34 protein-coding genes are annotated in these 26598 nt (G+C 66.2%); 7 read left to right on the forward strand and 27 right to left on the reverse strand.

What is annotated here, in order from left to right; all coding sequences use genetic code 11:
• The 13 genes from NMB43_RS03245 to nifE form a co-directional block, all read right to left on the reverse strand.
• The gene (locus NMB43_RS03245) at positions 1 to 336 is read right to left on the reverse strand and encodes a copper-binding protein (RefSeq protein WP_494350726.1); all 336 of its coding nucleotides are present in this window, start codon (positions 334 to 336) and stop codon (positions 1 to 3) included.
• Between the two features lie 62 nt (positions 337 to 398).
• The gene (locus NMB43_RS03250; RefSeq protein WP_494350727.1) at positions 399 to 779 is read right to left on the reverse strand and encodes a hypothetical protein; all 381 of its coding nucleotides are present in this window, start codon (positions 777 to 779) and stop codon (positions 399 to 401) included.
• 70 nt (positions 780 to 849) lie between these two features.
• Positions 850 to 1467: a GTP cyclohydrolase II gene (gene ribA, locus NMB43_RS03255; RefSeq protein WP_494350728.1), complete on the reverse strand. Its 618-nt coding sequence runs from the start codon at positions 1465 to 1467 to the stop codon at positions 850 to 852.
• A gap of 26 nt (positions 1468 to 1493) precedes the next feature.
• Positions 1494 to 1754: a glutaredoxin 3 gene (grxC, locus tag NMB43_RS03260; protein ID WP_494350729.1), complete on the reverse strand. Its 261-nt coding sequence runs from the start codon at positions 1752 to 1754 to the stop codon at positions 1494 to 1496.
• 56 nt (positions 1755 to 1810) lie between these two features.
• On the reverse strand, positions 1811 to 2509 hold the full coding sequence (locus NMB43_RS03265; RefSeq protein WP_494350730.1) for a pirin family protein: 699 nt from the start codon (positions 2507 to 2509) through the stop codon (positions 1811 to 1813).
• A gap of 199 nt (positions 2510 to 2708) precedes the next feature.
• Positions 2709 to 3911: a cysteine desulfurase NifS gene (gene nifS, locus NMB43_RS03270; protein WP_494350731.1), complete on the reverse strand. Its 1203-nt coding sequence runs from the start codon at positions 3909 to 3911 to the stop codon at positions 2709 to 2711.
• A 122-nt stretch (positions 3912 to 4033) separates the two neighbouring features.
• The gene (gene nifU, locus NMB43_RS03275) at positions 4034 to 4948 is read right to left on the reverse strand and encodes a Fe-S cluster assembly protein NifU (protein WP_494350732.1); all 915 of its coding nucleotides are present in this window, start codon (positions 4946 to 4948) and stop codon (positions 4034 to 4036) included.
• A gap of 279 nt (positions 4949 to 5227) precedes the next feature.
• Positions 5228 to 5530 carry a ferredoxin III, nif-specific gene (fdxB, locus tag NMB43_RS03280; protein ID WP_494350733.1) on the reverse strand — a complete coding sequence of 101 codons (303 nt, stop codon included), beginning with the start codon at positions 5528 to 5530 and terminating at the stop codon, positions 5228 to 5230.
• A gap of 85 nt (positions 5531 to 5615) precedes the next feature.
• Positions 5616 to 6092 carry a NifX-associated nitrogen fixation protein gene (locus NMB43_RS03285; RefSeq protein ID WP_494350734.1) on the reverse strand — a complete coding sequence of 159 codons (477 nt, stop codon included), beginning with the start codon at positions 6090 to 6092 and terminating at the stop codon, positions 5616 to 5618.
• The gene (locus NMB43_RS03290) at positions 6089 to 6559 is read right to left on the reverse strand and encodes a SoxR reducing system RseC family protein (RefSeq protein WP_494350735.1); all 471 of its coding nucleotides are present in this window, start codon (positions 6557 to 6559) and stop codon (positions 6089 to 6091) included. The genes NMB43_RS03285 and NMB43_RS03290 overlap by 4 nt, the downstream gene beginning before the upstream one ends.
• Positions 6559 to 7095, reverse strand: a complete 537-nt coding sequence (locus NMB43_RS03295) for a NifB/NifX family molybdenum-iron cluster-binding protein (RefSeq protein WP_494350736.1) — start codon at positions 7093 to 7095, stop codon at positions 6559 to 6561. Before NMB43_RS03295 ends, NMB43_RS03290 begins: the two co-directional genes overlap by 1 nt.
• A complete protein-coding gene (gene nifN / locus NMB43_RS03300; protein ID WP_494350737.1) occupies positions 6986 to 8398 on the reverse strand; it encodes a nitrogenase iron-molybdenum cofactor biosynthesis protein NifN in 1413 nt (470 codons plus the stop codon). Before nifN ends, NMB43_RS03295 begins: the two co-directional genes overlap by 110 nt.
• Complete coding sequence (gene nifE / locus NMB43_RS03305; protein ID WP_494350738.1) at positions 8391 to 9908, reverse strand: nitrogenase iron-molybdenum cofactor biosynthesis protein NifE; 1518 nt, start codon at positions 9906 to 9908, stop codon at positions 8391 to 8393. The genes nifN and nifE overlap by 8 nt, the downstream gene beginning before the upstream one ends.
• A gap of 311 nt (positions 9909 to 10219) precedes the next feature.
• On the opposite strand from nifE, the gene NMB43_RS03310 reads away from it, so the two are divergent.
• Positions 10220 to 10627 carry a hypothetical protein gene (locus NMB43_RS03310; RefSeq protein ID WP_494350739.1) on the forward strand — a complete coding sequence of 136 codons (408 nt, stop codon included), beginning with the start codon at positions 10220 to 10222 and terminating at the stop codon, positions 10625 to 10627.
• 32 nt (positions 10628 to 10659) lie between these two features.
• On the opposite strand, the gene nhaR is transcribed toward NMB43_RS03310, so the two are convergent.
• On the reverse strand, positions 10660 to 11613 hold the full coding sequence (gene nhaR / locus NMB43_RS03315) for a transcriptional activator NhaR (protein ID WP_494350740.1): 954 nt from the start codon (positions 11611 to 11613) through the stop codon (positions 10660 to 10662).
• A gap of 117 nt (positions 11614 to 11730) precedes the next feature.
• On the opposite strand from nhaR, the gene NMB43_RS03320 reads away from it, so the two are divergent.
• The 5 genes from NMB43_RS03320 (at position 11731) to NMB43_RS03340 (ending at position 14840) form a co-directional block, all read left to right on the forward strand.
• Entirely contained in the window at positions 11731 to 12093 is a 363-nt protein-coding gene (locus NMB43_RS03320) for an HPF/RaiA family ribosome-associated protein (protein WP_494350741.1), read from the forward strand.
• 33 nt (positions 12094 to 12126) lie between these two features.
• A complete protein-coding gene (locus NMB43_RS03325) occupies positions 12127 to 12810 on the forward strand; it encodes a Bax inhibitor-1/YccA family protein (protein WP_494350742.1) in 684 nt (227 codons plus the stop codon).
• 30 nt (positions 12811 to 12840) lie between these two features.
• Positions 12841 to 13296: a hypothetical protein gene (locus NMB43_RS03330; RefSeq protein ID WP_494350743.1), complete on the forward strand. Its 456-nt coding sequence runs from the start codon at positions 12841 to 12843 to the stop codon at positions 13294 to 13296.
• Positions 13297 to 13330: 34 nt separating this feature from the next.
• On the forward strand, positions 13331 to 14323 hold the full coding sequence (locus NMB43_RS03335; protein WP_494350744.1) for a TerC family protein: 993 nt from the start codon (positions 13331 to 13333) through the stop codon (positions 14321 to 14323).
• 97 nt (positions 14324 to 14420) lie between these two features.
• Positions 14421 to 14840 (forward strand): hypothetical protein, encoded by a 420-nt coding sequence (locus NMB43_RS03340; RefSeq protein WP_494350745.1) that lies wholly within the window; start codon positions 14421 to 14423, stop codon positions 14838 to 14840.
• Between the two features lie 326 nt (positions 14841 to 15166).
• On the opposite strand, the gene NMB43_RS03345 is transcribed toward NMB43_RS03340, so the two are convergent.
• From NMB43_RS03345 to nifH, 10 genes are all read right to left on the reverse strand, one after another.
• On the reverse strand, positions 15167 to 15757 hold the full coding sequence (locus NMB43_RS03345) for an NAD(P)H-dependent oxidoreductase (RefSeq protein ID WP_494350746.1): 591 nt from the start codon (positions 15755 to 15757) through the stop codon (positions 15167 to 15169).
• A 13-nt stretch (positions 15758 to 15770) separates the two neighbouring features.
• Positions 15771 to 16367 (reverse strand): hypothetical protein, encoded by a 597-nt coding sequence (locus tag NMB43_RS03350; protein ID WP_494350747.1) that lies wholly within the window; start codon positions 16365 to 16367, stop codon positions 15771 to 15773.
• Complete coding sequence (gene cowN, locus NMB43_RS03355; RefSeq protein ID WP_494350748.1) at positions 16364 to 16690, reverse strand: N(2)-fixation sustaining protein CowN; 327 nt, start codon at positions 16688 to 16690, stop codon at positions 16364 to 16366. The genes NMB43_RS03350 and cowN overlap by 4 nt, the downstream gene beginning before the upstream one ends.
• Positions 16683 to 16955 (reverse strand): DUF6129 family protein, encoded by a 273-nt coding sequence (locus NMB43_RS03360; protein WP_494350749.1) that lies wholly within the window; start codon positions 16953 to 16955, stop codon positions 16683 to 16685. The genes cowN and NMB43_RS03360 overlap by 8 nt, the downstream gene beginning before the upstream one ends.
• Positions 16952 to 17653 (reverse strand): dinitrogenase iron-molybdenum cofactor biosynthesis protein, encoded by a 702-nt coding sequence (locus tag NMB43_RS03365; RefSeq protein WP_494350750.1) that lies wholly within the window; start codon positions 17651 to 17653, stop codon positions 16952 to 16954. The genes NMB43_RS03360 and NMB43_RS03365 overlap by 4 nt, the downstream gene beginning before the upstream one ends.
• 93 nt (positions 17654 to 17746) lie before the next feature.
• Positions 17747 to 17944: a 4Fe-4S dicluster domain-containing protein gene (locus NMB43_RS03370; RefSeq protein WP_494350751.1), complete on the reverse strand. Its 198-nt coding sequence runs from the start codon at positions 17942 to 17944 to the stop codon at positions 17747 to 17749.
• 75 nt (positions 17945 to 18019) lie between these two features.
• A complete protein-coding gene (gene nifT / locus NMB43_RS03375; protein WP_494350752.1) occupies positions 18020 to 18244 on the reverse strand; it encodes a putative nitrogen fixation protein NifT in 225 nt (74 codons plus the stop codon).
• A gap of 69 nt (positions 18245 to 18313) precedes the next feature.
• The gene (nifK, locus tag NMB43_RS03380; protein ID WP_494350753.1) at positions 18314 to 19906 is read right to left on the reverse strand and encodes a nitrogenase molybdenum-iron protein subunit beta; all 1593 of its coding nucleotides are present in this window, start codon (positions 19904 to 19906) and stop codon (positions 18314 to 18316) included.
• 98 nt (positions 19907 to 20004) lie between these two features.
• Positions 20005 to 21477, reverse strand: a complete 1473-nt coding sequence (gene nifD, locus NMB43_RS03385; protein ID WP_494350754.1) for a nitrogenase molybdenum-iron protein alpha chain — start codon at positions 21475 to 21477, stop codon at positions 20005 to 20007.
• A 140-nt stretch (positions 21478 to 21617) separates the two neighbouring features.
• Positions 21618 to 22499, reverse strand: a complete 882-nt coding sequence (gene nifH / locus NMB43_RS03390; RefSeq protein WP_494350755.1) for a nitrogenase iron protein — start codon at positions 22497 to 22499, stop codon at positions 21618 to 21620.
• A gap of 165 nt (positions 22500 to 22664) precedes the next feature.
• Between nifH and NMB43_RS03395 the strand changes: the two genes are divergently transcribed.
• Positions 22665 to 23552 carry an NAD(+)--dinitrogen-reductase ADP-D-ribosyltransferase gene (locus NMB43_RS03395; RefSeq protein WP_494350756.1) on the forward strand — a complete coding sequence of 296 codons (888 nt, stop codon included), beginning with the start codon at positions 22665 to 22667 and terminating at the stop codon, positions 23550 to 23552.
• A 67-nt stretch (positions 23553 to 23619) separates the two neighbouring features.
• Here NMB43_RS03395 and NMB43_RS03400 read toward each other — a convergent pair whose 3' ends face one another.
• The 3 genes from NMB43_RS03400 to NMB43_RS03410 are packed head-to-tail and all read right to left on the reverse strand — an operon-like array spanning position 23620 to position 26595.
• Positions 23620 to 24597 (reverse strand): L-threonylcarbamoyladenylate synthase, encoded by a 978-nt coding sequence (locus NMB43_RS03400; protein ID WP_494350757.1) that lies wholly within the window; start codon positions 24595 to 24597, stop codon positions 23620 to 23622.
• Positions 24594 to 25445 (reverse strand): dienelactone hydrolase family protein, encoded by an 852-nt coding sequence (locus NMB43_RS03405; RefSeq protein ID WP_494350758.1) that lies wholly within the window; start codon positions 25443 to 25445, stop codon positions 24594 to 24596. Before NMB43_RS03405 ends, NMB43_RS03400 begins: the two co-directional genes overlap by 4 nt.
• A 4-nt stretch (positions 25446 to 25449) precedes the next feature.
• Positions 25450 to 26595, reverse strand: a complete 1146-nt coding sequence (locus tag NMB43_RS03410) for a 5-(carboxyamino)imidazole ribonucleotide synthase (protein WP_494352104.1) — start codon at positions 26593 to 26595, stop codon at positions 25450 to 25452.
• Positions 26596 to 26598 lie beyond the last annotated feature (3 nt).

Raw genomic sequence — 26598 nt, forward strand, 5'->3', positions numbered from 1 at the left:
TCAGCGCTTGAGCTGGGTGACCGTCAGCGTGCCGCCGAGGTCTTCGACGCGCACCTGCACCTTGTCGCCGACCTTGAGGTCGGTCGGCAGGGTGAGCCCCTTCTTGATCGTGAACACCATGGTCATCGGCGGCATGCCGAGGTCTTTCAGCTCACCATGCTTGAGGGTGAGCTTGCCGGCCTTGAGGTCCAGGGCGCGGATTTCGGCCGGCGTCATGGCCTCGCCGTGGTTCATGCTGGCGTGGTTGTGGCTGGTCTGTGCCAGGGCGGCGTGGATCGGCAGGACGAGGGTCGAGGTGGCGAGCGCGAGGCTCGCAAGTGCGAAACGGGTCTTCATGGGAGGCATTCCTGAAATGTCGTTGAAAGCGCCGGCGCGCGTGCACCGGTCGGGCGGACGGATCAGGAAAGGCTTCGAGGGGGGCGCTCCAGCCCGGGCGGGATGTGGTCGGCCGGGGTCTGCAGGTCGCGGGCCAGGTACGGCGGCTGGCCCGGTGGCATGGGCAGAACGGGTAAGGCGAGGGTGTCCAGCATGGCGCCGCAACAGCCGCCGCAGGCCTTGGCTTTGGCCGGCAAGGGTTGGGTTGGGCGGCTCTGGGCGTGGTCTTGCGAATCGCCCGCGCCCACCGCCTGGCCGTGGCAGGTGCTCATGTCCGCATCCAACTGGGTGCCTGCATGCTCCGGCATGGCCGGCTGCATGCTCATGGCGAGCGCCGTCACGCCCTGGAGCGGGATGCTCAGGCTCAACAGGCTGACCAGGATCAGGCGGAACAGGGCGCGCATGCGGGCAGTGTAGTACGAAACAATCAGGCCTGCGTTTGGACGCGCAGGGCGGGAGAAGTTCCCCGGCGTTTCATACCGTTTGTTTGATGCCGCCCGGCGCGATGGCGTGGCCCATGCGGGTGCGCTTGGTCTCGATGTAGCGGCGGTTTTCCTGCGTCGCGGGCACGTAGTGGGGGACGCATTCGCTGACGGTGATGCCCCCCGCCTCCAAGGCCTGCTGCTTGAGCGGGTTGTTGCTCATGAGGCGCACGCTGGCGATGCCCAGGGCGTGGAGGATGGCTACCGCGTCCTCGTAGCGGCGCGCATCCACCGGCAGCGACAGCGCGAGGTTGGCGTCCACCGTGTCCAGGCCATCGTCCTGCAGTTCGTAGGCGCGGATCTTGTTGGCCAGGCCGATGCCGCGTCCTTCCTGCCCGCGCAGGTAGACCAGGGCGCCGCGACCGGCGGTGGCGATGCGCTGCAGGGCGAGATCGAGCTGTTCGCCACAGTCGCAGCGCAGGGAGCCGAAGACGTCGCCGGTCAGGCATTCGGAATGCACGCGCATCAGCACGTCTTCGCCGCCGAAGTCGCCGAGGGTCAGCGCCAGGTGCTCGATGCCGGTTTCCTCGTTGCGGAAAGCGTGCGAGTCAAACTCGCCGTGGCGGGTGGGCAGGCGGGCCTGCCCGATCTTGGTGATGTGCGTGCTCATGTGTCGTGCTGCGCCACCGGACCGCCTCAGCGGCCCAGCAGTGTGTCCAGTTCTCCCTTACGGTCGAGCGCGGCGAGATCGTCGAAGCCGCCGATGTGGCGCTCGCCGATGAAGATCTGCGGCACGGTGCGGCGACCGGTCTGCGCCATCATGCGCGCCCCGGCCTCCGCGTCCTGCTCGATGTTGATCTTGTCGAGGCGGTCGGCCACGCCCTTGGCCTGCAACAGCTTTTCGGCGCGGTCACACCAGGGGCACCAGGTGGTGCCGTAGAGAGTGATCCTGTCCATGATCTTACCTGTCCTTTCCGTTCCAGTCGTCATAGGTGAGGGCGATGTGCCCACGATCAAGGCACGTCGACCATCACCACTTCGGCCTCGCTGCGCGCGGTGATGCGCAGCACGCTCTCCTGCGAGATGGCGAGGCCATCGCGCGCCTCGACCGCCACGCCGTTGACCTCCACCTCGCCCACGGCCGGCACGAGGTAGGCGTGGCGCCCCTCGGCCAGCGTGTATTCGACGCTCTCGCCCGCCTTCAGCGTGGCGCCCAGCACGCGTGCATCGGCCCGGATGCGCAAGGCGTCCCCATCCTCCGGCAGGCCGCTGGCCAGCACGGCGAAGCGGCCGCTGCGCTCGCCGCGCGGGAAGGGCTGGCTGCCCCAGGTGGGCTCGCCGCCGCGTTGGGTGGGCTCGATCCAGATCTGGAAGATGCGCGTGGGCGTGGCCTCCAGGTTGTACTCGGAATGGCGGATGCCGCTGCCCGCGCTCATGACCTGCACGTCACCGGCCTCGGTGCGACCTTCGTTGCCCAGGCTGTCGCGGTGGGTGATCGCGCCATCCCGCACGTAGGTGATGATCTCCATGCTCGCATGGCCGTGCGGCGGGAAGCCGGTGCCCGGTGCGATCTCGTCGTCGTTCCACACCAGCAGGTCGCCAAAGCCGCGGCGTTGCGGGTCGTAGTAGTCGGCAAAGGAGAAGTGGTGGCGGGCCTTGAGCCAGCCGTGGTCGGCGGCACCAAGGGTGGCGAAGGGGCGGCGTTCGATCATGATCTGCTCTCCTGTCTGGGGGCTGGCGGGGGCGCCAGTGCATGAGTTGCAGTTTATGAGCGGCGCTGGTGCAACAAAAGATGGATGGGCGTCAATGACTGTTCCGAATTTGGAACAAAAGGCGATTGCTGCCCGCTTTTGCGTGACGGCATCTTCAGCGCTTCCCGGCAGCCGTCTCGTGCTTGCCGGGCGTGCGGGCTCAGGAGTAGGCAGGCTGAAAGCTGGTGTTTGCGCGCTCTGTCTGCTCGGCCCAGTAGGGCGAGATGCTGCGCAGTTGCGCGATGATGCCCGGCACCACCTCGATCGCGTGCTCCACCTCTTCGCGCGTGTTGTAGCGCGACAGCGAGAAGCGGATCGAGCCGTGCGCGGCGGTATAGGGCAGGCCCATCGCGCGCATCACATGCGAGGGCTCCAGCGAGCCCGAGGTGCAGGCCGAGCCGCTGGAAGCCGCGATGCCCAGCTTGTTGAGCAGCAGCAGGATGGCTTCGCCCTCGACGAACTCGAAGGCGATGTTGCTGGTGTTGGGCAGGCGGTTGTTGAGGTCGCCGGTCGGGAAGGCGCGCGGCACCTTGGCGAGGATGCCGCGCTCCAGCCTGTCGCGCAGGTCGCGCACCTCTTCGTTCTCGACCCGCATGTTGGCCAGGCACAGCTCGGCCGCCTTGCCCAGGCCGACGATGGCCGGTGCGTTCTCGGTGCCGGGGCGGCGTCCGCGTTCCTGCTGGCCGCCGCGCAGCAGCGGGCGGAAGCGCGCGCCACGCTGCAGGTACAGCACGCCGATGCCCTTGGGTGCGTGCAGCTTGTGGCCGGACAGCGACAGCATGTCGATCTGCGTGCGCTTGAGGTCGATGGGGATCTTGCCCACGGCCTGCACCGCGTCGGTGTGGAACTGGATGCCCATGGCATGCGCGTACTCGGCCATCTCCTCGACCGGGAAGATCGTGCCGGTCTCGTTGTTGGCCCACATCACCGAGACCAGGGCCACGCGCTCGTTGAGCAGGCTGCGGTACTCGTCGATGTCGAGCCGGCCACGCTTGTCCACGCGCAGGCGATGCACCACGTAGCCCTCCTTCTCCAGGCGCTCGCACAGCGCCAGCACGGCCGGATGCTCGACCACCGTGGTGATGATCTGGTTGCGCTCGGGAAAGGCCTTCAGCGCGGACAGGATCGCGGTGTTGTCCGACTCGGTACCACCCGAGGTGAAGATGATCTCGGAGTCCAGCGCAGCGCCGAGCAGTGCCTGCACCTGGCCGCGCGCCTGGTGGATCGCGCGGCCCACGCGGTCGCCGAAGCTGTGGATCGAGGAGGCGTTGCCGAACTGCTCGGTGAAGAAGGGCAGCATGGCGGCCACCACTTCCGGGTCGCAGGCAGTGGTGGCGTTGTTGTCGAAGTAGATCGGATTCATGGGGGGCAACTCCGTCGGTTCGGGCAAGTGGCGTTCAGTGGCGGGCCCGCGTGGGCGGGCGTGGGGCGTCGAGCGTCAAAGACGCTGGATGCCTGCCTGCGCAGGCATGACGGGGCGCTGGCTCATCGCACTTCCTCCATCTGGCTTGCCGGCAGCAGGCGTACGTATTCACCGAGGTCCTCGAACAGCTTCTGCTGGATGCCGCCGAGGGTCGCAGCCTCCATCGTGCAGCCCATGCAGGCACCCTTGAGATTGACGTAGACGTTCTTGCCCACGATATCGACGATCTCGATGTCACCGCGATCACGCTGCAGCATCGGGCGCACCGATTCGATGATCTCTTCGATCCTGCGCATGCGTTGCAGATTGGTCAGGCGGGGACGGGCGGAGGCGGCATCGGGCTCTGCCGCGACCGCTGGCGTGGCGGGGTGGGCGCGTGTTTCCGCGCTCACGGCCGGCGCGCGTCCTTCGGCGACCAGCACCTGATGAAGCACGTCCTCGATCTTCTCGTGGCACGAGGCGCAGGCGCCGCCGGCCTTGGTGTAGTGCGTGACCTGCTCCAGCGTCGACAACTGGTTCTCGCGCACCACGCGCTCGATCAGCGCGGCATCCACCGCGTAGCACTTGCAGATCAGCTCGCCTTCCTCGTGCTCATCCTTCCACTCCTCGCCGCGATAGTGGGCGATGGCGGCCTGCAGCGCTTCGCGGCCCATGACCGAGCAGTGCATCTTCTCCGGCGGCAGGCCGTCGAGGTAGGCCGCGATGTCCTGGTTGCTGATCGCCAGCGCTTCGTCCAGCGTCTTGCCCTTGACCAGTTCGGTTAGCGCCGAGCTGGAGGCGATGGCCGAGCCGCAGCCGAAGGTCTGGAAGCGCGCGTCGATAATTCGCTCGCTCTCCGCCTCCACCTTGAGCATCAGACGCAGCGCGTCGCCGCACTGGATCGAGCCGACGTCGCCGATGGCATTGGCATCGGGCAGCGGTCCGGCGTTGCGCGGATTGAAGAAGTGGTCCTTGACCTTGTCCGTGTAGTCCCACATGGCGATGCTCCTTCGGGGTGAGGGTCGCGCGCATGGCGCATGCGGAGGTTTCGCAAAGGCCGTGCCATCCCGGCGGAAGGGACGAGAGCCCTTGCCAGCCGGGACTTTTCGCGCGGGCTGAGCGCACGCTTGTGAGGTTTACGACAGGCCCGCGTGAGCATGCCCTCAAAGAGGTGACGCCGTCGGCAATCTGGGTCGCGGACGGCGTCGGGGGAGGCGGGCACGATGCGTGTCGTGCCCGTCACGAGGAGACTTTGGAAGGGGGCAGCCGCCCCCCGCTCAGGCGCCCAGCGGCAAAGCCTGGTGGGTGAAGCAGGCCTTCGGGCACACGCGGCTGCAGGCGGCGCAGCCGGTGCAATCCATCGGGTCGGCGAGTGACATCACGGACGAGATGCTGTCGCTGTCGTCGTCATCGTCCTCGGAGATGTCTTCCTCGCTGCGGTCGATCAGTTCCAGCACGTCGCGCGTGCAGACCTTGTAGCAGCGGCCGCAGCCGATGCATTTCTTGGCGTCGAGCGCCACCGCGAACTCGGGGGTCCAGGCATCCCCGCCACGGGTGACGCCGGTAATCATGTCTGCCATTTCTGACTCCAGGTGTGAAGGTTGGACAAGGGTTCTCTCACCAGGGGCCCGCCCTCGTCGTGGCGGCTCGTTATGTGGATTGCATTCACAGGCCGGCCACTTCGGGGTAGCGCCCGGCCAGGCCGACGGCAACGGAGAGTTGCTTGTCGGCCTCGGTCTTCATCTTCGAGAAGCTCTCGAAGCCGAAGCGGTGCGCATCGCGCAGCGTGCGGTCCAGCACCACCAGCTTGCCGACCGTGATCAGCACGCGGCCGAAGCCTTCGTGCGACAGGTGCACCAAGGGCGAGGCCATCTGTCCGCATTCCTGTTCGATCAGGATGGCGATCGCGTTGTAGAAGGCCTTGACGCGCGCAATGACACGCGCATCCGGGTCGCCGGTCAGCGGGATCGCGGCGCGCGCTTCGCGCGTCAGCACAAAAGGCGCCAGCAGTTGTTCGGGTTGCTTGCCGTCGTTGACGCCGTAGGTGTCCAGCGCGCGCATCTGACGCAGCATCTCGCGCATGAAGTCGGTCTCGAACAGTGGGTCGAGGGCGGGTTTGAGTTCGGACGTGGGGGTACTCATGCCGTGCTCCGGTCTATGGAAGAGGTGGGGTGTGGGTGAAAATGGGCAGGACTCTGCAGGGCCGGCGTGGGCAGCAGTTGCGGTGCGAACCAGCTCTCGCCACGCCGCCGCAGGATGCCGCGCGAGGCGGCCAGACCCAGCAGCAGGCCCGCGCCGCAGCCACCCAGCGCGGCGCCGTCGCCACCCAGGGCCTCACCCAGCAGCGCGCCGGCGAGCAGGCACAGCACCGGCAACAGGTAGGCCAGCAGCGCACCCTGTGCCACGCGTTCATCGGGCAGGCGCAGGGTGACCGTACTGCCCACCGGCAGGCCTGGTTCCAGTGCCAGTGAGAACACGCGGCCACCTTGCTTGTCGTCGTCGCCCTGGCATGCGCGGCGCGCGCCGCAGGCGCAGCAGGCCGCTGCCGGCTGGACGGCCACGTCCATGCGATGAGCATGCAGCGCGAGGATGCGGGCCTGGCAGTCCATCAGTCCTGCCAGCCTTCCTCGATCATGCGATCGAAACGCGTGTGGTCGGCACGACGCAGGCAGCGGTCCACCCAGGACAGCCCGCCATGGCGGATCGCGTTGCGCAGGGAGTGCAGCACTTCGTCGATCTGCTTGGGCTCGTCCACCCGCATCGGCTGGATGCCCATGGCCAGCAACTGGCGGATCGCCGAGCCGCCGGCGGCCAGGCAATAGACCGCGTCGGCACCGGCCAGCGCGGCGATGCGCTCGGCCAGCTTGTTCTCGTTGCCGTCCATGTTCTCCGGCGGGAAGGACAGCACGCCGGCCAGGCGTGCGCGCTCGGCGTCCAGCGTGTAGAGCACGAAGCCCTCGGCCGCGCCGAAGTGCTGGTCGATATGGCTGCGCCCGCGACTGGCGAAAGCCAGGCGCAGCGTGCCGGCCGCCGCCTCAGTGGCGGACCAGGGCAGGCTCACCCGGCGCAGGCCGGGTTTCTGCGGCGCGTTCGGCGTCGCGTGGGCCGCCAGCCCAGAAGACGGATCGGTAAGCTGCAATGTCATGGTGATGCTCCAGGACAAGGTTGGCGATGTCGAACAGGGCCTGCCGCGTGCCGCGGTAGCCCACCCAGGCGCGGGCTTGCGCGCCGGCCCGGTCGTATTGCGGAAAGCCTGCGCGCAGCAGCGGGAGGCCCAGGCGCTCGGCGGCTTGCTGCGCATGTGAGCTGCCGACCAGGAGTTGTGCGTCGGCCGCGCGTGCGGCTTGCTCCAGATCCTGCAGGTCGCCGATGCGCACCTCGGCGCAGGGCAGGGCGGCCAAGGCCGGTTGCTTGATGGGGGACACGGCGCTGACGATCTGCGCACCCATGCCGGCGAACAGTGCAGCCATGCCGGCCAGCAGGTCCGGCTCGCCGGCCAGGGCTACGCGCAGGAAACCGGTGTGGAAATGGCTGTCCACCATGGCGTCCTGCAGTTGCGCGCGCTGGCGTTCCAGGCGCGCCGGCACTGGCTGGCCCGACAGCTCGGCGAGCATGGCGGTGAAGCTGTCGCAGGCGTCCAGGCCTTGCAGATGCGGGAGGTGGATCAGCGGCACGCCGCTGCGGGCGTACAGCAGTTGGGCGGCGTTCAGCATGGAGTGGCCGATCACCAGGGTGGCGATGGATTCGCCCATCGCGGCGATCTCGGCGCGCGGCGTGCCGCCCAGGGTCAGTGCGCTGTGCTGGGCCTCGACCAGATGGCCGTCGAGCGAGTCGCCGAGGTCGGGCAGGATCACCGGCTGCAGCCCGAAGGCCTCGCACCACTCGCGGATCGCCTCCAGATCGCCCGGCGTCAGCGAGGCATTGGCGAGCACATTGACCTGTTGGCAACGACGCCCGGCGCACTGCGTCGGCGGCACCAGCTCGCGGATGATGGCCTCGACCGCCAGCGCGAAGCCGGATTCGAGGCTGCCGTTGAAGTCCGGTGCATTGACCGCCACCACGGCGACATGGGCGAACTGCGGGTAGCGCGCGCGGAAGTCGCGCACCAGGCGATGGATGTCGGCGCCCTGCGTTTCCGACAGCCCGGTGGTGGGCAAGCCGATGAGCTCCGGGTCGTTCTTCTCGCACAGCGTGCGCAGGCCTTCCAGCACGTTCTCGTCGGCCCCCATCACGGTCGTCACATGGTCCATGCCACTGCTCTGCAGCGGGATGGGTTCGCGGAAGTGGCGCACAAAGAAGACCTTGCCGAAGGCGGTGCAGCCTTGCGCGCCGTGCAGCATCGGGATGGTCCGGCGCAGCCCCAGGAAGGCCAGCGCGGCACCCAGCGGGGCACTGCTCTTGAGCGGATTGACCGCCAGCGGCTTGGCACGCTTGATGATCTCAGCCATGGCGGCGCTCCAGAACGGATGGGACTGCTGTGTCGGTGTGCGTGTCGCCGTGACCCCCTCCTGACCTCCCCTTGTCAGGGGAGGAGAACATCGCGCTGGCGGGCGTGACGCCCTCCCCTGACAAGGGGAGGGATGGGGAGGGGTTCCACGGCGCCGGCTTGCGTACCGCCTCCCACACCGGGCTCTCCATCGACAGCGCGAGCTGGCGCGCCAGCTCCGGCATGCCGCGATAGCCGGCGTAGCCGAACTCGCGTTCCTGGTTGATGTCGAGGAAGGGAATGCGTGCCTTCAGCGCGGTGTAGAGGTTGCGGCCACCCGCGATCAGGATGTCTGCGCGCTGCTCCTTGAATACGCCGAGCAGGGTCTTGGGGCTGCCCTCGTCGAGCATGATCGCGTCATCCCCCATTAGCTCGCGGATGCGCGCCTTGTCCTCGGCGGTGGATTTGCGCGTTCCAGTGGCGACGACCTCCATGCCCAGGTCGCGCAGCGCGGAGATGATGGACCAGGACTTCACGCCGCCGGTGTAGAGCAGCACACGGCGCCCCTTGAGGCGCTGCCGCCAGGGCGTCAGCGTGGCATGGGCGGCGGCCTCCTCGCGCGCGATCAGTGCCTCGGTGCGCGCGCTGAGATCGGCGTCGCCGAGCAGGCGGGCGAACTCGCGCAGCGCGGCGGAGGTGTCCTCCACTCCGTAGAAGCTGCCCTCGAAGTACGGGATGGCGTAGCGCTCCTGCAGCTTGCGCGCGACGTTCACCAGGGCGCGGGCGCACACCACCATGCTCGCCTCGGCGCGATGCAGGGTCTGCACTTCATGGAAGCGCGCGTCGCCCGACAGGCTGCCGAGGATGCGCAGACCCAGCTCGTCGAACAGCGGTGCGACGTTCCAGAATTCGCCGGCGATGTTGTACTCGCCGATCAGGCTGATGTCATGCACCCGCGCGATGCCCGGCAGGGCCGGTGCGGGCGCGGGCTCGCGCGTGCCGATCACATGCTTGAGCATGGCTTCGCCGGCGATGCGGTTGCCGATGTTCTTGTTGCCGTAGAAGCCGGCGCAGTCGACCGGCACCACCGGCACGCCCCAGCGTGCCTGGGCGGCCTGGCACACCGCGTCGAGGTCATCGCCGATCACCGCCGTCACGCAGGTGGCATAGACGAACACGGCGGCCGGCGAGAGATCCTCGATGGCCTGCTTGATTGCATGGAACAGCTTCTTCTCGCCGCGCCCCATGATCACGTCCTGCTCCGACAGGTCAGTCGTGAGCCCCGTGCGGTAGAGACGTGGGCCGGAGGAGCGGGTGCCGCGGTTGTCCCAGGAGTTGCCGGAGCAGCCGATCGGACCGTGCACGATATGCGCGACGTCGGCGATCGGCAGCAGCGCGATCTGCGCGCCGTCGAAGGGGCAGCCGCCGGCGGTCGCGCCCGGCTTGGGGCGCGCGCAGCCCGTCTTCTCCGCCGACTTGTTGTGGGCGCAGGCCGGTTCGTTCTGCAGGGCGGCAATCTCGGACGCTCTCATCGTGGCTGCTCTCGTGATGCATGCGACAACATGCTCAGGGCTGCAGGTCGCAAGCCATGTGCCGACCAGCGAATGGACGCGAAGTCCTTGATTTCATGTGCGCAGGCAGCGCGGCTGGCTGTGATGAACCCGACAAAATGTCATCAAGGACACAGCTTTCGCTGCGGCACGCCAGCGGCTGGCGCGACCGGGCACGAAAGTGCGGCGCGCCGTCAGCGAGCGGCATTCCAGTGGCTCGATTGACGAGACAGGTGCGGCTGGCACGGAACTGGCGAATGCCGGGCATATCAATGCGCCCGAAGGAGTACGCCATGGACATACCGCATCTCGCTGCACGCGAGCGCACGCAGAAGACCGCCGCCTGGCGCGCGGACCGCGCCGACGAATCCCTGTGGAAGGAAGGCCTGCCGGAGGCCTGGCGCTCGGAGGTCGTGCGCCCGGTGTTCTTCGTGCGCCACAAGGAGTATGAGATCGAGGCCGAGCGCCTGATCGGCTACGAGGTGGAAGACGAGCCCTGCTACTGCAATGTGCGCGCCGTGATCACCGAGCTGCGCAGTGACGAGGACGACAACTGGCAGGTCGTCCCGGTCTACAGCGAGCACCTGATTGCCTGGCGCCTCTTCGACGGCCGCTGGCTGGTGTTGCGCCAGGTCTTCAAGGGCGAGGACTGCAGCGCGTCGCGGGCCTTCTTCACCTTCGCGGAGCAGATGCCGCGTTAGGGCCTCCCGCCCAGGGGGACGCAGAGGGCAGGTCAGGGCCGTTTGCGGGCGGGTTTGCGCGAATCGCTGCGCGTGGGCGCCGCCGGGGCGAACAGCTCGCCGCGCGCGGAGTCGCTGATGGCGCGGACGCAGGGGTGGGTGATGCGGCGCTCGACCGAGATGGCGTAGAAGTCTTGCCATACCGCTTCCGTGCGTCCGATGGGTTCGACGCCGAACTGTGCGGCGACCTCTGTTTCGATCACCGTGGGGGACGGGAAGACCCCTGTGCCCTCGCGGCCGAAAGCTTTCATCAAGGCACTGTCATCGAATACGCCGACGATCCGTGGCGTGACCCCCTCATTGATCAGCCAGTTTTCCATGCGTAGCTTGACGCCGGAGTCCTCGCCTTGCAGCAGGAGAGGGACGCCATCCAGGCTGGCCGGGAAGCCCGTCCCCGGTTTGCTGATCCGCCGGGCAAGCGCTGGGCTGGCGAAGAAGCTTTGGCCCGAGCGGCCGAGCTTGTGGCTGAACGCTTTGATCGACAAGTGAGGCGGAACGGTGGTGTCGGCCAGCACCAGATCGAGTCGGTGGGCTGCCAGCTCGGTGAGCAGGGGGTCCAGCTTGCCCTCACGGCACACCAGGCGCACAGGCTCGCTAAGGTGCAGCGCGGGTTCGACCAGCTTGTAGGCAATCGACTTCGGCAGCGCGTCCGACACTCCAATGCGGAATTCGATACCGCGCCCGGCCGGGTTGTCGGCGCGGATGGCCTGCTCCAGCTCTGCGCCGAGGGAGAAGATCTCGTCGGCGTAGGCCAGTGCCATGTGTCCCAGCTCGGTGAGTTCAAGATTGCGCCCGCGCTTGGCGAACAGGGGCTTGCCCAGGCGCGATTCAAGCAGCTTGATCTGGCCGCTAAGGGTCTGTGGCGTGGTGTGGAGCTGATCGGCCGCGCGCTGTATCCCACCCGCTTTGGCCACGATCCAGAAGTAGTGGAGGTGCTTGTAGTTCATCTGCCTGACACTTCGGTTTTTTCGAAATATAGACTTAGATAATTCGAATTTTCAAGATTGAGTGCGGCCACTACATTGGAACTGTCGCAGTTGGCGACAACTCTTCTGGAGGCATGCATGCACATCGACGTTCAATGCCGTGGATTCGATCCCGGCCCCGACTTCAGATTGCTCGCGGACACGCGTGTCCGCATGAACCTCGGCCGGCACGGCTATCGCATCAGCCGGGTCGCAATCAGTCTCGACGACATCAACGGCCCGCGCGGTGGCGAAGACAAGCGCTGCATGGTCCAGGTGCTCCTCGCGCAGAGCGGGGGCTTGGTGGTGGTCGAGGACCGCGGGCAGGATGTACGCAGTCTGCTCGACCGCTGCCTGGCGCGTGCCAGCCGCAGCGTGTTGCGTCGGCTGTCGCGGCTGGCCCGCCCGCGTCACCTGTCGCGCCGCATCATCTACATCGCCCGTCTCGACCCCCAGGCCTGAGCGCCCGGGGCGCATCCAACAGGAGATCGCATCATGGAAAACTCGTTGCAAACCCGTGACCTCAGCCGTGTGCCGGTTGGCCTGGGCCTGGCCGGCAATACCCAGCGCGTGCTGCGCAATACCTATGCCCTGCTCGGCATGACCCTGCTGTTCAGTGCCGGCGTGGCGACACTGAGCACGCTGATGAACTGGCCCGCGCCTGGCCTGCTGCTCACGCTGGCGGGCTTCTTCGGTCTGTTCTTCCTGACCGCCCGCCTGGCCAACAGCGCCTGGGGCCTCCTGTCGGTGTTCGCGCTGACCGGCTTCATGGGCTACACCCTGGGGCCGGTCCTCAACCGCACGCTGGCCATGGAAGGCGGCGGCATGATCGTGGCCATGGCGCTGGGCAGTACGGCAGCGGTGTTTCTCGCGCTGTCCGCCTGGGTGCTGACGACCCGCAAGGATTTCCGGTTCCTGGGGGGCTTCCTCTTCGCCGGCATGATCGTCGCCATCCTGGCCGGCCTGGCGGCGTACTTCCTGGCGATGCCCGGGCTCGCCCTGGCGGTGTCGGCGGCGGTCGCCCTGCTGGCCGCCGGCCTGATCCTCTATGAGACGAGCAACATCGTCCATGGCGGTGAGACGAATTACATCATGGCCACGGTCGGTCTCTATGTGTCGATCTACAACCTCTTCACCAGTCTGCTGGCCTTGTTCGGCATCGGCGGCAATGACGAGTAACGCGCACCCTCAAGGATAAGGAACACCATCATGCGTACCTATGCGAAGAACAGCCCCGAAGCGATCGCCCGCTTCGTTGCCATGACCCTGCTGTCGGACGGGCTGCTGGAGGTGGTTGAGTTGCGCCGGCTGGATCGCATGCCCGACCTCGCCGAGCTGGGGCTCGACTCGGATCGCCTGGCGCAGGTGATGCAGGACTTCTGCCGCGATCTGCTGCGCTTTGCACCGGTCGATGCGGAGGGGCAGTGCCAGTTGCGTCACGAACTGGTGACCCAACTGCTCGCCGACATCGACGATCCGGCCCTGCAGCGCCGCCTGTGCCGCCTGGCGCTGGACATCATCGGCGCCGACCGCCGCGTGCTGCGCGGCGAGTCGGTGCTGTTGTGGGCGGTTCTGGACGCCTGGGACCTGACCCTGGCCGACTGCATGAGCATCCCCGCGGCCATGCCGGTACGACCCTTGCCCACTCAGACCGCGCTCACTTGAATCCGCGCCTCACACCTATCCACAAACTGAAATCATGGACATCCTGCCCGTTTCACTGAACAGCCCCTTCCTGGGGCACGCTCTCTGGCTTTGGCTGAGCTTTGCCGTCATCGTGGTCGCCCTGCTGGCCTTCGACCTTGGTGTGCTCCACAAGGAGCAGCGCGAGATCGGCGTCGGGGAGAGCCTGTGGCTCTCCGCCGGCTACTTCGCCATCGCCATGCTGTTCGGCGCCGGGGTCTGGTGGCAGATCGGTGCCGAGTCCGGGGTGGCTTACTACACCGCATTCCTGGTGGAGAAGAGCCTGTCGCTCGACAATGTGTTTGTCATCTCGATGATCTTCACCTTCTTTGCCGTGCCGCGCATTTACCAGCACCGTGTGTTGTTCTGGGGCATCCTCGGGGTGATCGTGCTGCGCGCGATCATGATCGGTCTCGGTGCGGCCCTGGTCAGCGAGTTCAGTTGGGTGCTCTACCTCTTCGGTGCCTTCCTGGTCGCCTCGGGGGTCAAGATGTGGATGATGATCGACCACGTGCCGGACATCGCGAACAACCCCGTGCTGCGGTTCCTGCGTGGGCGGCTGCGCGTCACGCCGAATCTGCACGGCGAGCGCTTCTTCGTGCGCCTGCCTTCGCCTGAAGATCCCTCGGGCAAGCCCGTGCAGTGGGTGACCCCGCTGTTCCTGGCGCTGATCATGGTTGAATGCGTAGATCTGATCTTCGCCGTGGATAGCGTGCCGGCCGTGTTCGCCATCACCCAGGACCCGTTCATCGTCTACACCAGCAACATCTTCGCGATACTGGGTCTGCGTGCGCTCTACTTCGCACTCGCAGCGATGGTGCATCGCTTCATTTACCTGAAGTACGCGCTCGCGCTGGTCCTGGTGTTCATCGGAACGAAGATCTTCCTGGTGGGCTTCATCGGCAAGATTCCCGCCGCGGTGAGCCTGACGGTGACCTTCGGCCTGATCCTCGGTGGCATTCTTGTCTCGCTCTGGAAGACGCGAGAGGGTGGCAGCACCGCCACCTGAGTGTGTCGCCCGGCGCGCTGCTGTTTGATGCGGCGCGCCGGGTGTCTGCCTTCGCGGCTAGAATCCAGTGCTTCCGCGTAGCTTGACTGGAGTACACATGTTTCGGCCGCACGGCACGATACGCCACGAGTTGCTGGGAAGCCTCATCCATGCGGTGGTTGACGGGCCCTGGAACATTGAACTGATCCAGCAATACGTCGCGCAACTCGCGCCTTCAGTCGACACCCTCAGCGCGCGTGGCCCCTGGGCGGTGATCGTGGAAATCCGCGGCGCCAGCCTGTGCCCCCCGGAGGCGGTCGAAGCCATTCGCCAAGGCGTGCTGTCGCATGCCGCGAGAGGGCGCGTGTGTACCGCCTATGTCATCGCGCCCGAGGTGGAAGGCGCCGGAGTGACCGATGGCGTCTGGCGCAGCATCTACGCCGGGGTGATGCCCTTCGAGATATTCGAGACCTTGGACGAGGCCCTGACCTGGGCGCGCGCGCATCTGGATGACGCGCCCCGGCCCGCCGGGCACTGAGCCCGGCAAGCGTGGGCAGGCTATTGCGTCTTGCCCCCGCAGCCGCAGGTACTTTTTCCGTTAGCGCCGTGGCCGCCGCAGCCCGACACCGGCTTCAGCCTCGCCGGCGCAGCCTGCGGCGCGCTTTCCGCGTGGCCTGCGCAGCCACAACTGCCGGCCGCACGCTGACGACCCAGCAATCGTTTGATGAAGTCACCGACGGTGTGGGCCACGCGGCAGGGGATGCCGTGCGTCGCATGGCAGACTTTCTCATGTAGGGTGGCGGGCGGCTGGTCCTTGGCGCTGGGGGTTCCGTTACACATGTCGAGGGATTCCGATGATGGCGTTCAGGCGAACAGGCTGCGCGCGAGTTGCGCCGCCTCCTGCAACCACTGCGCACGCTGTTCCGGCGTGCTGGCGATGACGGGTTCGAAGTTGCGGCGCTCCACGCGCGGCACGCCGCAGAAGCCCCACACACAGCGCTTCCAGAAGTTGTCCAGCGGGTCACCGTAAAGCGCCAGCTCGGCTTCGCGTGGCGTGTTGGAGGTGGTCAGCACCAGCGCGGCCTGCGCCTTGAGCAGGCCGATGATGACCCCCTCGCCCTTGTCGTTGGTGCCAAAGCGGTAGGCTTCACCCGGGCGCAGCACGCGGTCCAGCCAGCCCTTGAGGATGGCCGGTGCCTGCGCCCACCAGTTGGGGTGGATCACCACGATGCCATCGGTATGGCGCAGCAGGTCGGCATGCTCGCGCACCTTGGGTGGTGGTTCGCTGCCTCGCACCAGCTCGTCTGGCGTGTAGATGGCATCGAAGCCCTCGGCGTAGAGGTCGCGCAGCGACACCGCATGCCCAAGGGACTCCAGTGTGCTGCGCACGCAGTCGGCCAGCGCGTGGTTGAAGCTGCCGGGCTTGGGGTGGGCGAGAACGATCAGGATATGCATCGCCGCCACCCGCTCAGACCGGGCCGCGCAGTACGCGCTGGCGACCGGTGCTGGCGGCCAGGGCCTGCGCCAGCGTGACCTCGCTGGTGCCACGCGGGCGGAAGCCGATCAGCTCGCGATAGACCGCCAGCACCTTGTCGGCGCTGGACAGACCCTTGAGGTCGCTCTTCTCCAGGGCAGCGAGGTCGACCAGTTCGTTCCAGGTCAGGCCTTCTTCCAGCGGCAGCAGGTGCAGGGTGCAGGTGTCGGTGGTGACGGTCAGCGGCTTGGCGAGGTCGAACACGAACAGGATCACCAGGCTGCCGACGAACAGCTCCGCGCCAAACTTCTCCAGCAGGGTGGAGACGCTGGCCACTTCGGGCAGACTGCCGGAGAGAAAGCGCAACTGTTTGTCATCAGCCATCGCCACCACCTGCTGCAGCACGCTGGCGGGCGGCGCACGGCGGCCGGAGGAGTCGGACACTTCGCCTTGAACCAGGACCAGCTCGCCGCGATAGACATCCAGTGCTTCGCTGGTGCAGCGCTCGGTCAGGTTGGTGTTGAACAGCAGCCCGCGGGCTTCATAGTCCTTGAACAGCATGATGGTTTCCTTGTGGTTCGGTTTCTTCAACAGCACTCATGTTCGATCTGGTCGAGCAGCGCGAGCGCTTCCGCATCGCCGTGCTGCTCCAGCTGATCGCGCAGCGTGTTCAGGTGCGCGTGGATCAGGAACAGCTCGTCGTGGCGTGGTCCGCTGGTGGCGTGGAGCTTGCGGTCCAGCAGTTGCCAGAACGCGTTGCTCAACGCAGGCGTGTCGATGTACTTGCGCAGCAGGCCGAACAAACGCCGTGCCTGGCCGTCGCAGTCGAGGCCCACGAAACTCACATAGCGGTCGCGTGTGTCGTGGTCATCGGCAGCGGCGCGCGAGCAGCCACAGGGGGCGGGCTCAGTCATCCGCGTCCTTCAGGGCAATCGCGAGGCCGTCGGCGTTCTCCAGGTGGGCGGTCAGGCTGGCGCAATGCCCGCCGGTGTTGACGCCATACAGGGCATAGTCCGCGTGTTCGGCCAGCGGCCGCAGGCGGGAGGGGATGTCGGCGTCGTCGCACAGGCTGAAGGCGAGGCCAGGGAAGGCAAGGCGCAGGCGGTTCAGCAGGCCCGGTTGGGCGACGCCGCCGTCAGCCAGCATGTCGCGCACGCCCTCGACCATGTCGCTGTTCATGCTTCGCTCTCCATGGCCGCGATGCGCGCCAGCGAGGGCGAACTGACGCCCATGATGCGGGCCAGCCAGGGCGGTGGATTCATCAGCGACTGGCGCAGGCGCTCGGCCGCCGCCCGTGCGGCGCAGGCCTGCGGAATCTTCACCGGGTGGATGAAGCTGCGCACGACCTTGGCGGCGGCAGGGCCGCCGATGGACTGCACGTAGACCACGTGGCAGTCCCGGATCAGTGCGGTTCGCGCGGCGTTCTTGTCCTCGGCATGCTCGGCTTCCAGGGTGGAGCGCACATCGACGAGGCGAACCTCGGTGGCGGATACCTGGTAGATCAGGAAGCGTTCGCAGGAGCCGAAGTGCCCGTCCAGCATCTCGTCGGTATTCGACGCACAGGCCAGGCGTACCGAGCCGGGCATGTCACCTTCCTGGTAGGCCTCGCGCGTCGGCAGTTCGCTGAATGCCACGCTTTCGCCCCACAGCAGGCGCACCGCGCGCTTGAGCGAGTCCTTGTGCTCGACGTAGATGCTGTCCTCACCGTACAGCGCCACGCGCAGGTCCTCGACCGAGAAGCCCGCCAGCTTGTCTTCGGTGAGCGGCAGTTCCAGCTTGTCGACGATGGCGGTGGTGAGCTCGCGCACCGAGACGTTCAGTTCCATGGCGGCCAGGCCGACGCGCAGCGCGGCTTCGCGGGTGATGGAGGTGTTCATGGTGTGTCCCTCGGGAGTCGTGAGTGGGGAGTCGGGAGCCGGGAGTCGCGCGAGTCGGCTGCTTTTGCGACTCCCTACTCCCCACTCCCGCCATCACATGTAAACGATGCAGGCGTCGCCCGAGGGGCAGGTCGACTGGCACTTGGGGCCGTCGTCGCTGTCCTCGCATTCGTTGCAGGTGTCGGCCTTGATCTTCACGATGCCGCCCTTGTCGTAGATGGATTCGGTCGGGCAGACCTTGATGCAATCGCCGCAGCTGCTGCATTCGGCGACGAGAATCTTCATGGACATGCTGTTTCTCCTATCTGTGCGTCGGGAGTCGGGAGTCGAAGAGGCATTCAGACTCCCCAATCCCTACTCCCCGGTTCATTCCACCCCATCCACCCGTTTCGCGCGCAGCGTGACCGGGAAGCGTGCCGGCTGCGGAATGGGCTCCACGTAGTACGAACCACCATTGGCCAGCTTCAGTTCGCCGCCCCATTTCTCCGGGGTATCGAACTCGATGGAGGCGATGCCGTCCTCGATGTCGCGCTTGGGCAGGTAGAAGGAGAACCCGCCATTGGCGACCTTGCGGATCATGATGTCGGCCATGTTTTTCCTCGGGGGTGGCGCGTCGGGAGCGGGCTGTCTGGTGACTCTCCGCTCCCGACGCCGGGTTCGTCAGCGAACCAGGTCGTAGTTGTAGTCGGTGTTGTTGAGCAGCTTGGTCTGGTTGTCCAGGTTCTCCAGTACCGCGTTCACCAGCGTGGTCAGGATGTACATGCCGCCCTCATAGCCCAGGGTGGTCATGCGATGCAGGTGGTGGCGATCGAAGATCGGGAAGCCCAGGCGGATCAGCGGCACTTCGAACTCGGCACCCTTGTGCAGGGTGTCGCGCTGGATGAACTTGCCGTAGCTGCTGCCGACGATGAAGTCCGGCTTGTCGGTGAAGCACAGGCTGCGCAGGTGCCACAGGTCGGCGCCCGGGTACAGCTTGGCGTGGATGCCGTAGGGCGAGGCTTCGAGCACTTTCTTCATCGCCTTTTCCCAACGCTTGTTGCTGTTGTTGCAGACGATGTGGGTCGGCTCGATGCCCAGTTCCAGCATGAACTTCACCAGGCCCATGACGAAATCAGGATCGCCGAACACCGCCATCTTCTTGCCGTGCAGCCACTGGTGCGAGTCGGTCATCATGTCCATCAGACGGCCGCGCTCCGTGGTCAGCGACTTGGCGATGGGCTTGCCGGTCAGTTGCGAGACCTTCATCAGGAACTCGTCGGTCCAGTCCACACCCATCGGGATGTTGATGGTGGGCGCGGCGTGGCTCCAGGTTTCCTTGACGAACTTGCGGCTCTTCTCGATCGTGGTGGGCTGCAGGAACAGGGTGTCGATGGCGTTCGGCGCATCCTCGATCTCGGGGATCGTGGTGCCGCCGGCATACATCTCGTACTCACCGGTGGCCGGCGTATCCAGCACTTCCTCCGGATCGCACAGGTAGGTGTAGCCCACGCCCATCTCGCTGAGCATGCGCTTGATGACGCGGTAGTTGCCCAGATAGGTCTCGAAGCCCGGCACGATGTTGAGCTTGCCGTTGCTGCCTACCGTGGCCGGCTTCTTCGTCGTGACTGCGCCGGTGGCTTCATCGATGGCGCCCGTGAAGTACTTGACGATGCCTTCGAACATGTTGTCCCAGCCGGTGATGTGCGAACCGACGAAGGAGGGCGTGTTGGCGTAGGGGATCGGGAAGTCCTTGTCGACGTAGCCTTCCTTGCGGGCGTTGCCGATGAAGGCGCCGAGGTCATCACCGATGACTTCCGCGATACAGGTGGTGCACACCGCGATCATCTTGGCGTCGTACAGTTTGGTCGCGTTCTGCAGGCCTTCATGCACGTTCTTCTGGCCGCCGAACACGGCGGCGTCTTCCGTCATCGAGTCGGCGATGAAGGCGACCGGCTCCTTGAAGTGACGGTTGAAGTAAGTGCGGAAGTAGGCCACGCAGCCTTGCGAGCCATGGATATAGACCATGGTCTTCTCGAAGCCCAGGCCGCACAGTGAGCCACCCAGGGGCTGGCAGGTCTTGGCTGCGTTGACGGTCAGCGCTTCGCGCTTGAAGTTCAGTTCCTGGTACTCCAGCGTGGTGGTCCAGTTGAAGATCTCCTGCACCTTCTCCTTCGCATGCGGTTCCTCGAACGCACGCTTGCGTTCCATCAGGTCCTGGTACTCATCCGAATTGAATAGCGGGAAACACGGTTCGATCTTGTCGACGGTTTGCATCTTGCATCTCCTTGCCCGGCCAACCATGCGTGGACGCGGGCCTTCAGGTCATTCGCTGGCGGCGACGGCGGGCCGTCGCCGCGCTACGGGGGCTTCGCTCAGGCTGCTTCCTGTGCGGGGGCTTCGGCTTCCTTCTCCCACGGTGCCTTGAGCATCGACCAGCACGGGTTGTTGACCGTCATGTCCATGTCGCGGGCGAACACGGCGAAGCCGTCGAAGCCGTGGTAGGGGCCGGAGTAGTCCCAGGAGTGCAGTTGGCGGAAGGGCACGCCCATCTTGTGGAAGGCGTACTTCTCCTTGATCCCGGAGCCGACCAGGTCAGGCTTGAGCTGGCGCACGAATTCTTCGAGCTCGTAGCCGGTGGCGTCGTCGTAGATGAGGGTGGCGTCCTTCATCTCCTTCATCGTGCGGTCGTAGTCGTCGTTGTGCGCAAACTCGTAACCGGCGCCGACCACTTCCATGCCCAGGTCTTCATAGGCGCCGATGGTGTGGCGCGGACGCAGGCCACCGACGTACAGCATCACCTTCTTGCCCTGCAGGCGCGGCTTGTACTTGGCGATGATGGCGTCCATCGCCGGGGTGTACTTGGCGATCACGCGCTCGGCACCTTCCTGGATCTTCGCGTCGAAGTGCGAGGCGATCTCGCGCAGCGACTCCTTGATCTTGCTCGGGCCGAAGAAGTTGTACTCCAGCCAGGGAATGCCGTACTTCTCTTCCATGTGGCGCGCGATGTAGTTCATCGAGCGGTAGCAGTGCAGCAGGTTCAGCTTGACCTTGGGCGTGTTCTCGATCTCGGTGATCGTGCCGTCGCCGGACCACTGCGCCACCACGCGCAGCCCCATCTCTTCGAGTAGGATGCGCGAGGCCCAGGCGTCGCCGCCGATGTTGTAGTCGCCGAGGATGGCCACGTCATACGGGGTGCCTTCTTCGAGCTTGCCGTCACGCGCCGGCAGAATCCAGTCGCGGATCACGTCGTTCGAGATGTGGTGACCGAGCGATTGCGACACGCCACGGAAACCCTCACAGCGCACCGGAATCACCGTCTTGCCGATCTCGGCCGCCTTCTTCTTCGACACCGCTTCGATGTCGTCGCCGATCAGGCCGATCGGGCACTCGGACTGCACCGAGATGGCCTTGGCTAGCGGGAAGAGTTGCTGCACTTCGTCGATCAGCTTGGAGAGCTTCTTGTCGCCGCCGAACACGATGTCCTTCTCCTGGAAGTCGGACGAGAACATCATGTCGCAGAAGGCGTCGATGCCCGACATGCCGGTGTAGTAGTTGCGGCGGCCGCCGCGCGAATACTGGCCACAGCCGATCGGGCCGTGTGACACGTCCAGGATGTCCTTGAACGGGCCCCACACCACGCCACGCGCACCGGCATAGGCGCAGCCGCGCTGCGTCATCACGCCGGGCACCGACTTGCGGTTCGAGGTGATGCACTTCTTCGACTGGGTGATGGACTTGTCATTGACCATCAGGTGTTTGGCGCGGTCCTTCTTGGCCTTTTCGGGATAGACCTCCAGCACCTCTTCGATGAGGGCCTGGGCCTTTTCACGGGTCAGTTCGGTCATGCGAATCTCCTTGCGCCGGGCGCCATTCGGCCACGGCACACAAGTTGAACTACTACGAAATCAAACGGGCATTCAGCCTGCTGCGCCCGACCGAGCCGCCATGCCTGCATGCGCTGGCACGACGGCGTGGTCGCGCGTCCTTACGCGGTCTCGGCTTCCTTGGTCTTGCCGACGATGGATTCGTCCTCGGCTTCCATCAGGCCGAACTCCATCAGCAGCGACTCCAGCTCTTCCATTTCGAGCGGGGTCGGAATCACGAACTTCTTGTTGTCGATGATCTTCTGGGCCAGTGCGCGGTACTCGTCGGCCTGCTTGGCCTTCTTGTCGTACTCGATCACCGTCATGCGGCGGATCTCGGCGTGCTGCACCACGTTGTCGCGCGGCACGAAGTGGATCATCTGGGTACCCAGGCGACGGGCCAGTTCCTCGATCAGCTCGTCCTCACGGTCGGTCTTGCGGCTGTTGCAGATCAGGCCGGCCAGGCGCACCGAACCCGAGGTGGCGTACTTCACGATGCCCTTGGCGATGTTGTTGGCCGCGTACATGGCCATCATCTCGCCCGACACCACGATGTAGATTTCCTGCGCCTTGTTCTCGCGGATCGGCATGGCGAAACCACCGCACACCACGTCGCCCAGCACGTCGTAGAACACGAAGTCCAGGTCCTCGTCATAGGCGCCTTCCTCTTCCAGGAAGTTGATCGCGGTAATCACGCCACGACCGGCGCAGCCCACGCCGGGTTCCGGGCCACCGGATTCCACGCACTTCACGCCGCCGAATCCCACCGCGAGCACGTCGTCCAGTTCCAGGTCTTCCACCGAACCGGCCTCGGCCGCCAGGTGCATGACCGTCGATTGGGCCTTGCTGTGCAGGATCAGGCGAGTCGAGTCGGCCTTCGGGTCGCAGCCGATGATCATCACCTTCTTGCCGGCCTCAGCCAGCGCGGCCACGAGGTTCTGCGTCGTGGTGGACTTGCCGATACCACCCTTGCCGTAAATTGCGGCCTGACGAATCCTTGCCATTGCTCACTCCTTGAGAAAATGTTTCGCGGGGTTGCGCCGGATCAGGCACGTGAGTTGCGAGGGGGACGCAAGGCGCACATGGCTGATCGCTCGGAACTAAAATCGCAACCCATGTGCCACGCCCTGCTGAGATTCATAGGGCATTGAAACAAAAGGAAAAACACGATGGATGAGGAGGAGGGTGCCGGTCTGGCATGCGACAAATTGGGGGCAGCCTGTCAGGATGGCGACAAGCCGCCGGAGCGCCCCACGCTCCCCACCTGGGCGCGGCTGCCGATCAACCGCTGCAACCTGCCGGCGGTGATCCTGGGCAGCCTGACCTACCAGTTCAAGCCCTCGCCGCTGGAGCTGGACGGCGTGGCCGCCCTGCACCGCAAATTCCTCGAAATGCTGGACGCATACGACGAGCCGGCCACGCGCGAGCGCATGTTGCATGAGTACATGGCGGTCAGCTTCTGCCTCGATGCGCTCGACGAAGCCGGCTTCGACCTCAGCAAGCCCAAGGGGCGCGGCAAGCTCAACTACCTCAAGCTCATCCGTGGCTGGCACATCAACTCCGATGCCATCGAAGGCGCCGTGCTCAAGTCCTGGGCCGAGTCACGCTTCGGCCTGCTGCCGCGCTACCACCGGGCGCCGATCCGCGACTTCTCGGGGGAGGCTTACCGCATCTACCTCGAGCAGCGCGCCACCGGCCTCTACAACACCAATGCGCTCGAAAGTCAGCTCGACCTGCTCTACACCTGGACCCAGGCCGAGCTCGTGCGGCGCTACGCCGGCCAGACCCATTTCCACCTCTATCGCGGGCTCAACCGCTGGGAGGCGCACGAAGTGCTGGGCGAGTACGAAGGCCAGAAGCTGGTGTTGCTCAACAGCATCAACTCCTTCTCCACCGAGCGTGAGCGTGCCGAGGAGTTCGGCGACATCATCATTGAGACCGAAGTCCCGCTGACCAAGATCCTCTGCAGCTCCGCCCTCATGCCCGGCAAGCTGCAGGGTGAGGGCGAGGTGCTGGCGCTGGGTGGGGTGTATGCGGTGAGGCGGGTGAGGGTGTAGCCGCCCGCAGGGCGGCAATCGGGAGTCGGCGCGAGACAGGATAGGCGGAACCGCTTCGCGTTCCGCCCTAAGTTTCGTCGTCCTCGATCCCCGACCCCACCACTGCGCGACCCAGGCGGTCGCGCACGGCGTCCCACGCCGAATCCTCGGGCAGGGCCTCGACCAGGATTTCGCGCGCACCGCTGGCATCCAGCGCGCGCAGGTTGGCGTACAGGTCGTGGGCAAAGCCCTGCGCGTCGCTCGGCGCGACGATGCTCATGGCATGCAGGCGGGCGGGGCGTTCGATGCTGTGCGAGAGGATCGCGCAGCCGGCGTCGGCCGTTTCCAGTTCCGCCTTGGCGGCCAGCCGCATCGGCGTGCGTGGTGCGTAGTGGGCGGCCAGCGCGCCGGAGACGCGCGGCGCATGTTCGGCCGCCTCGCGCAGGCGGGGGCGCCGGCCGATGACAGCGGCGATGGCGTCGAGGCCGATCATGCCGGGGCGCAGGATCACCGGCTCGCCGCGCGACAGATCCAGGATCGTCGACTCGATGCCGACGTCGCAGGCGCCACCATCGAGGATCATGGCGACCGAGTCACCCAGCTCTTCCTCTACATGCTGTGCCGTGGTCGGGCTGATGCGGCCGAAGCGGTTGGCGGACGGGGCCGCCACGCCACCACCGAAGGCGCGCAGCAGGGCCAGGGCCACCGGATGATCAGGTACGCGCAGGCCCACCGTGTCCTGCCCGCCGGTCACCACGTCCGGCACATCCTCTTCCTTCTTCAGGATCAGGGTCAGCGGGCCGGGCCAGAAGGCGTAGGCCAGCGCGATGGCCTCGCGCGGAATCTCGCGTGCCCACTCCGTCATCTGCTCGCGGTCGGCCAGGTGCACGATCAGCGGGTGGTCGGCCGGCCGATTCTTGGCGGCGAAGATGCGTGCGACGGCCTGTGGGTTCATCGCATCTGCGCCCAGCCCATAGACCGTTTCGGTGGGCAGGGCGACCAGTTCGCCGGCACGCAGCAGGGTGGCGGCGCGCGCGATGTTGGCGTCGCTGTCGGTGACGATCACTTGAGCTGTTCCGCGAGGAAGGCCAGCACGCGCTGCTTGGCGTCTTCGCGTGCTTCCGGGTGGGGGCCGGTATGCACGCCCTGGCCGGGGTTCACGCCGTTGGGCACGTCCTTGCGGATGCGTACCTTGGTGAGGCCCGGGTTGTCGAAGTCATGGTAAGCGCCCGGGTAGGTGTGGATCTGCATCGGCGCGCCGTGTGCGCGTGCGGTGTCGGTCAGCGCCACGCAGGAGGCGGCCGGGGTCCAGTCGTCCGCTTCGCCGATCAGGATCTGCAGCGGAGCGTAGGGCATGAAGCTGGCCGCCTTCTTGTTGCGCGAGGTGCAGCCTGGGTAGAAGGAGACGGCAGCCGCGAAACCCTCAGTCATGCTCTTGGGTTTGCGGCGGATCGCGTCGAGCGTGACGCCGCCCCCATGCGACCAGCCCAGCAGCGCAATGTGCTGCGCATCCACACCCGGCTGCTGGCGCAGCCAGTGCAGCGCGGCGTAGGTGTCGCCGACGCGGTCGGCCTCCTTGATCGTGCGCTCGGCGTATTTCTGCGTGCACAGTTCTTTCAGGCCACGAGAGCTGAAGCTGTCCAGCATCAGGGCGAGGTAACCATGCGCCGCAAGGTGTTCGCCCCACATCTGGTGGCGTGCGTTGAGGCTGCCGTCCTTGGCGTAGGCACCGCCGCAACCGTGCACCATCACCACCGCGCGGTGTGGGCCGTCGCCAGCGGGCTTGAACAAGTACGCGCGCAAGGGCGTCGGCGAGCTGGACAGGCCGGCTGGCGGAATGGTGACGGCCTCGGGCGTGCCTGCCTGGGCCGTTCCCAGCAGCAGGCCCAGCATCAGGGCGGCCAGGTGTCGCATAGGGCTACTCGTCGCGGATGCCAATGGCCTGACGCGCAGCCATCGCTGTTTCCTGCGCCTTGACCGGGTCGGCATCGACGACCGTGAAGTGGCCCATCTTGCGGCCGGGGCGGGCGTGGTGCTTGCCGTACAGGTGCAGCTTCAGGTTCGGATAAGCGAAGAGCAGGCTCCAGTCCGGCTCGCGGTAGTGGCCCTGCGCGTCGTACCACACGTCGCCCAGCAGGTTCACCATCACCGCCGCGCTGTGCGCACGCGCATCGCCCAAGGGCAGGCCGCACAGCGCACGCACCTGCTGTTCATACTGGCTGGTGATGCAGGCGTCCACCGTGTAGTGGCCACTGTTGTGCGGGCGCGGCGCCATCTCGTTGACGTACAGCTCGCCGCGCGAGACGAAGAACTCCACGCCCAGCGTGCCGATGTAGTCCAGCTTGTCGGCGATGCGTTCGGCCAGTTCCTGCGCTGTGTCACGCTGGCAGGCAGAGGCGCGCGCCGGCGCGATGGAAATGTCGAGAATGCCATGCGCATGTGCGTTCTCGGCCACCGGAAAGCAGCGCGCGCGGCCGTGCTCGTCGCGTGCCAGCACCACGGAGACTTCGTAGTCCAGCTTGAGCATCTGTTCCAGCACACAGGGCTCGCCGTGGAAGCCTTGCCAGGCGGCCAGCGCTTCCTCGCGGCTCGTCACGCGGGCCTGGCCCTTGCCGTCATAGCCGAAGCGGGCCACTTTCAGGATGCCCGGGAACAGCTCGGCCGGTGCGTTGGCCAGGTCCTCGGCACTGTTGATCGGTGCAAAGGGTGCGTGCGGGATGCCGTTGTTGCGCAGGAACATCTTCTCCGCGACGCGGTTCTGGCAGATGCCGACGGCATCGGCCGAGGGGCGCACGGGGATGAACTTGGCAAGGTAGTCCAGCGTGGCGGCCGGCACGTTCTCGAACTCGGTCGTCACCGCGGCGCATTCGGCAGCCATCAGGTCCAGCGCTGCGAAGTCATCGAAGGCGGTGCACAGGTGGCGGTCGGCTGCCTTGCCGGCGGGGCTGTTGGCATCCGGGTCCAGCACCCAGACCTTGTAACCCATCTCATGGGCAGCCAGCACGAAGAAGCGGCCCAGTTGGCCGCCGCCCAGCATGCCCAGGGTGGCGGGCGGGAGAATCATCTT

This window comes from Uliginosibacterium sangjuense (assembly GCF_059132465.1).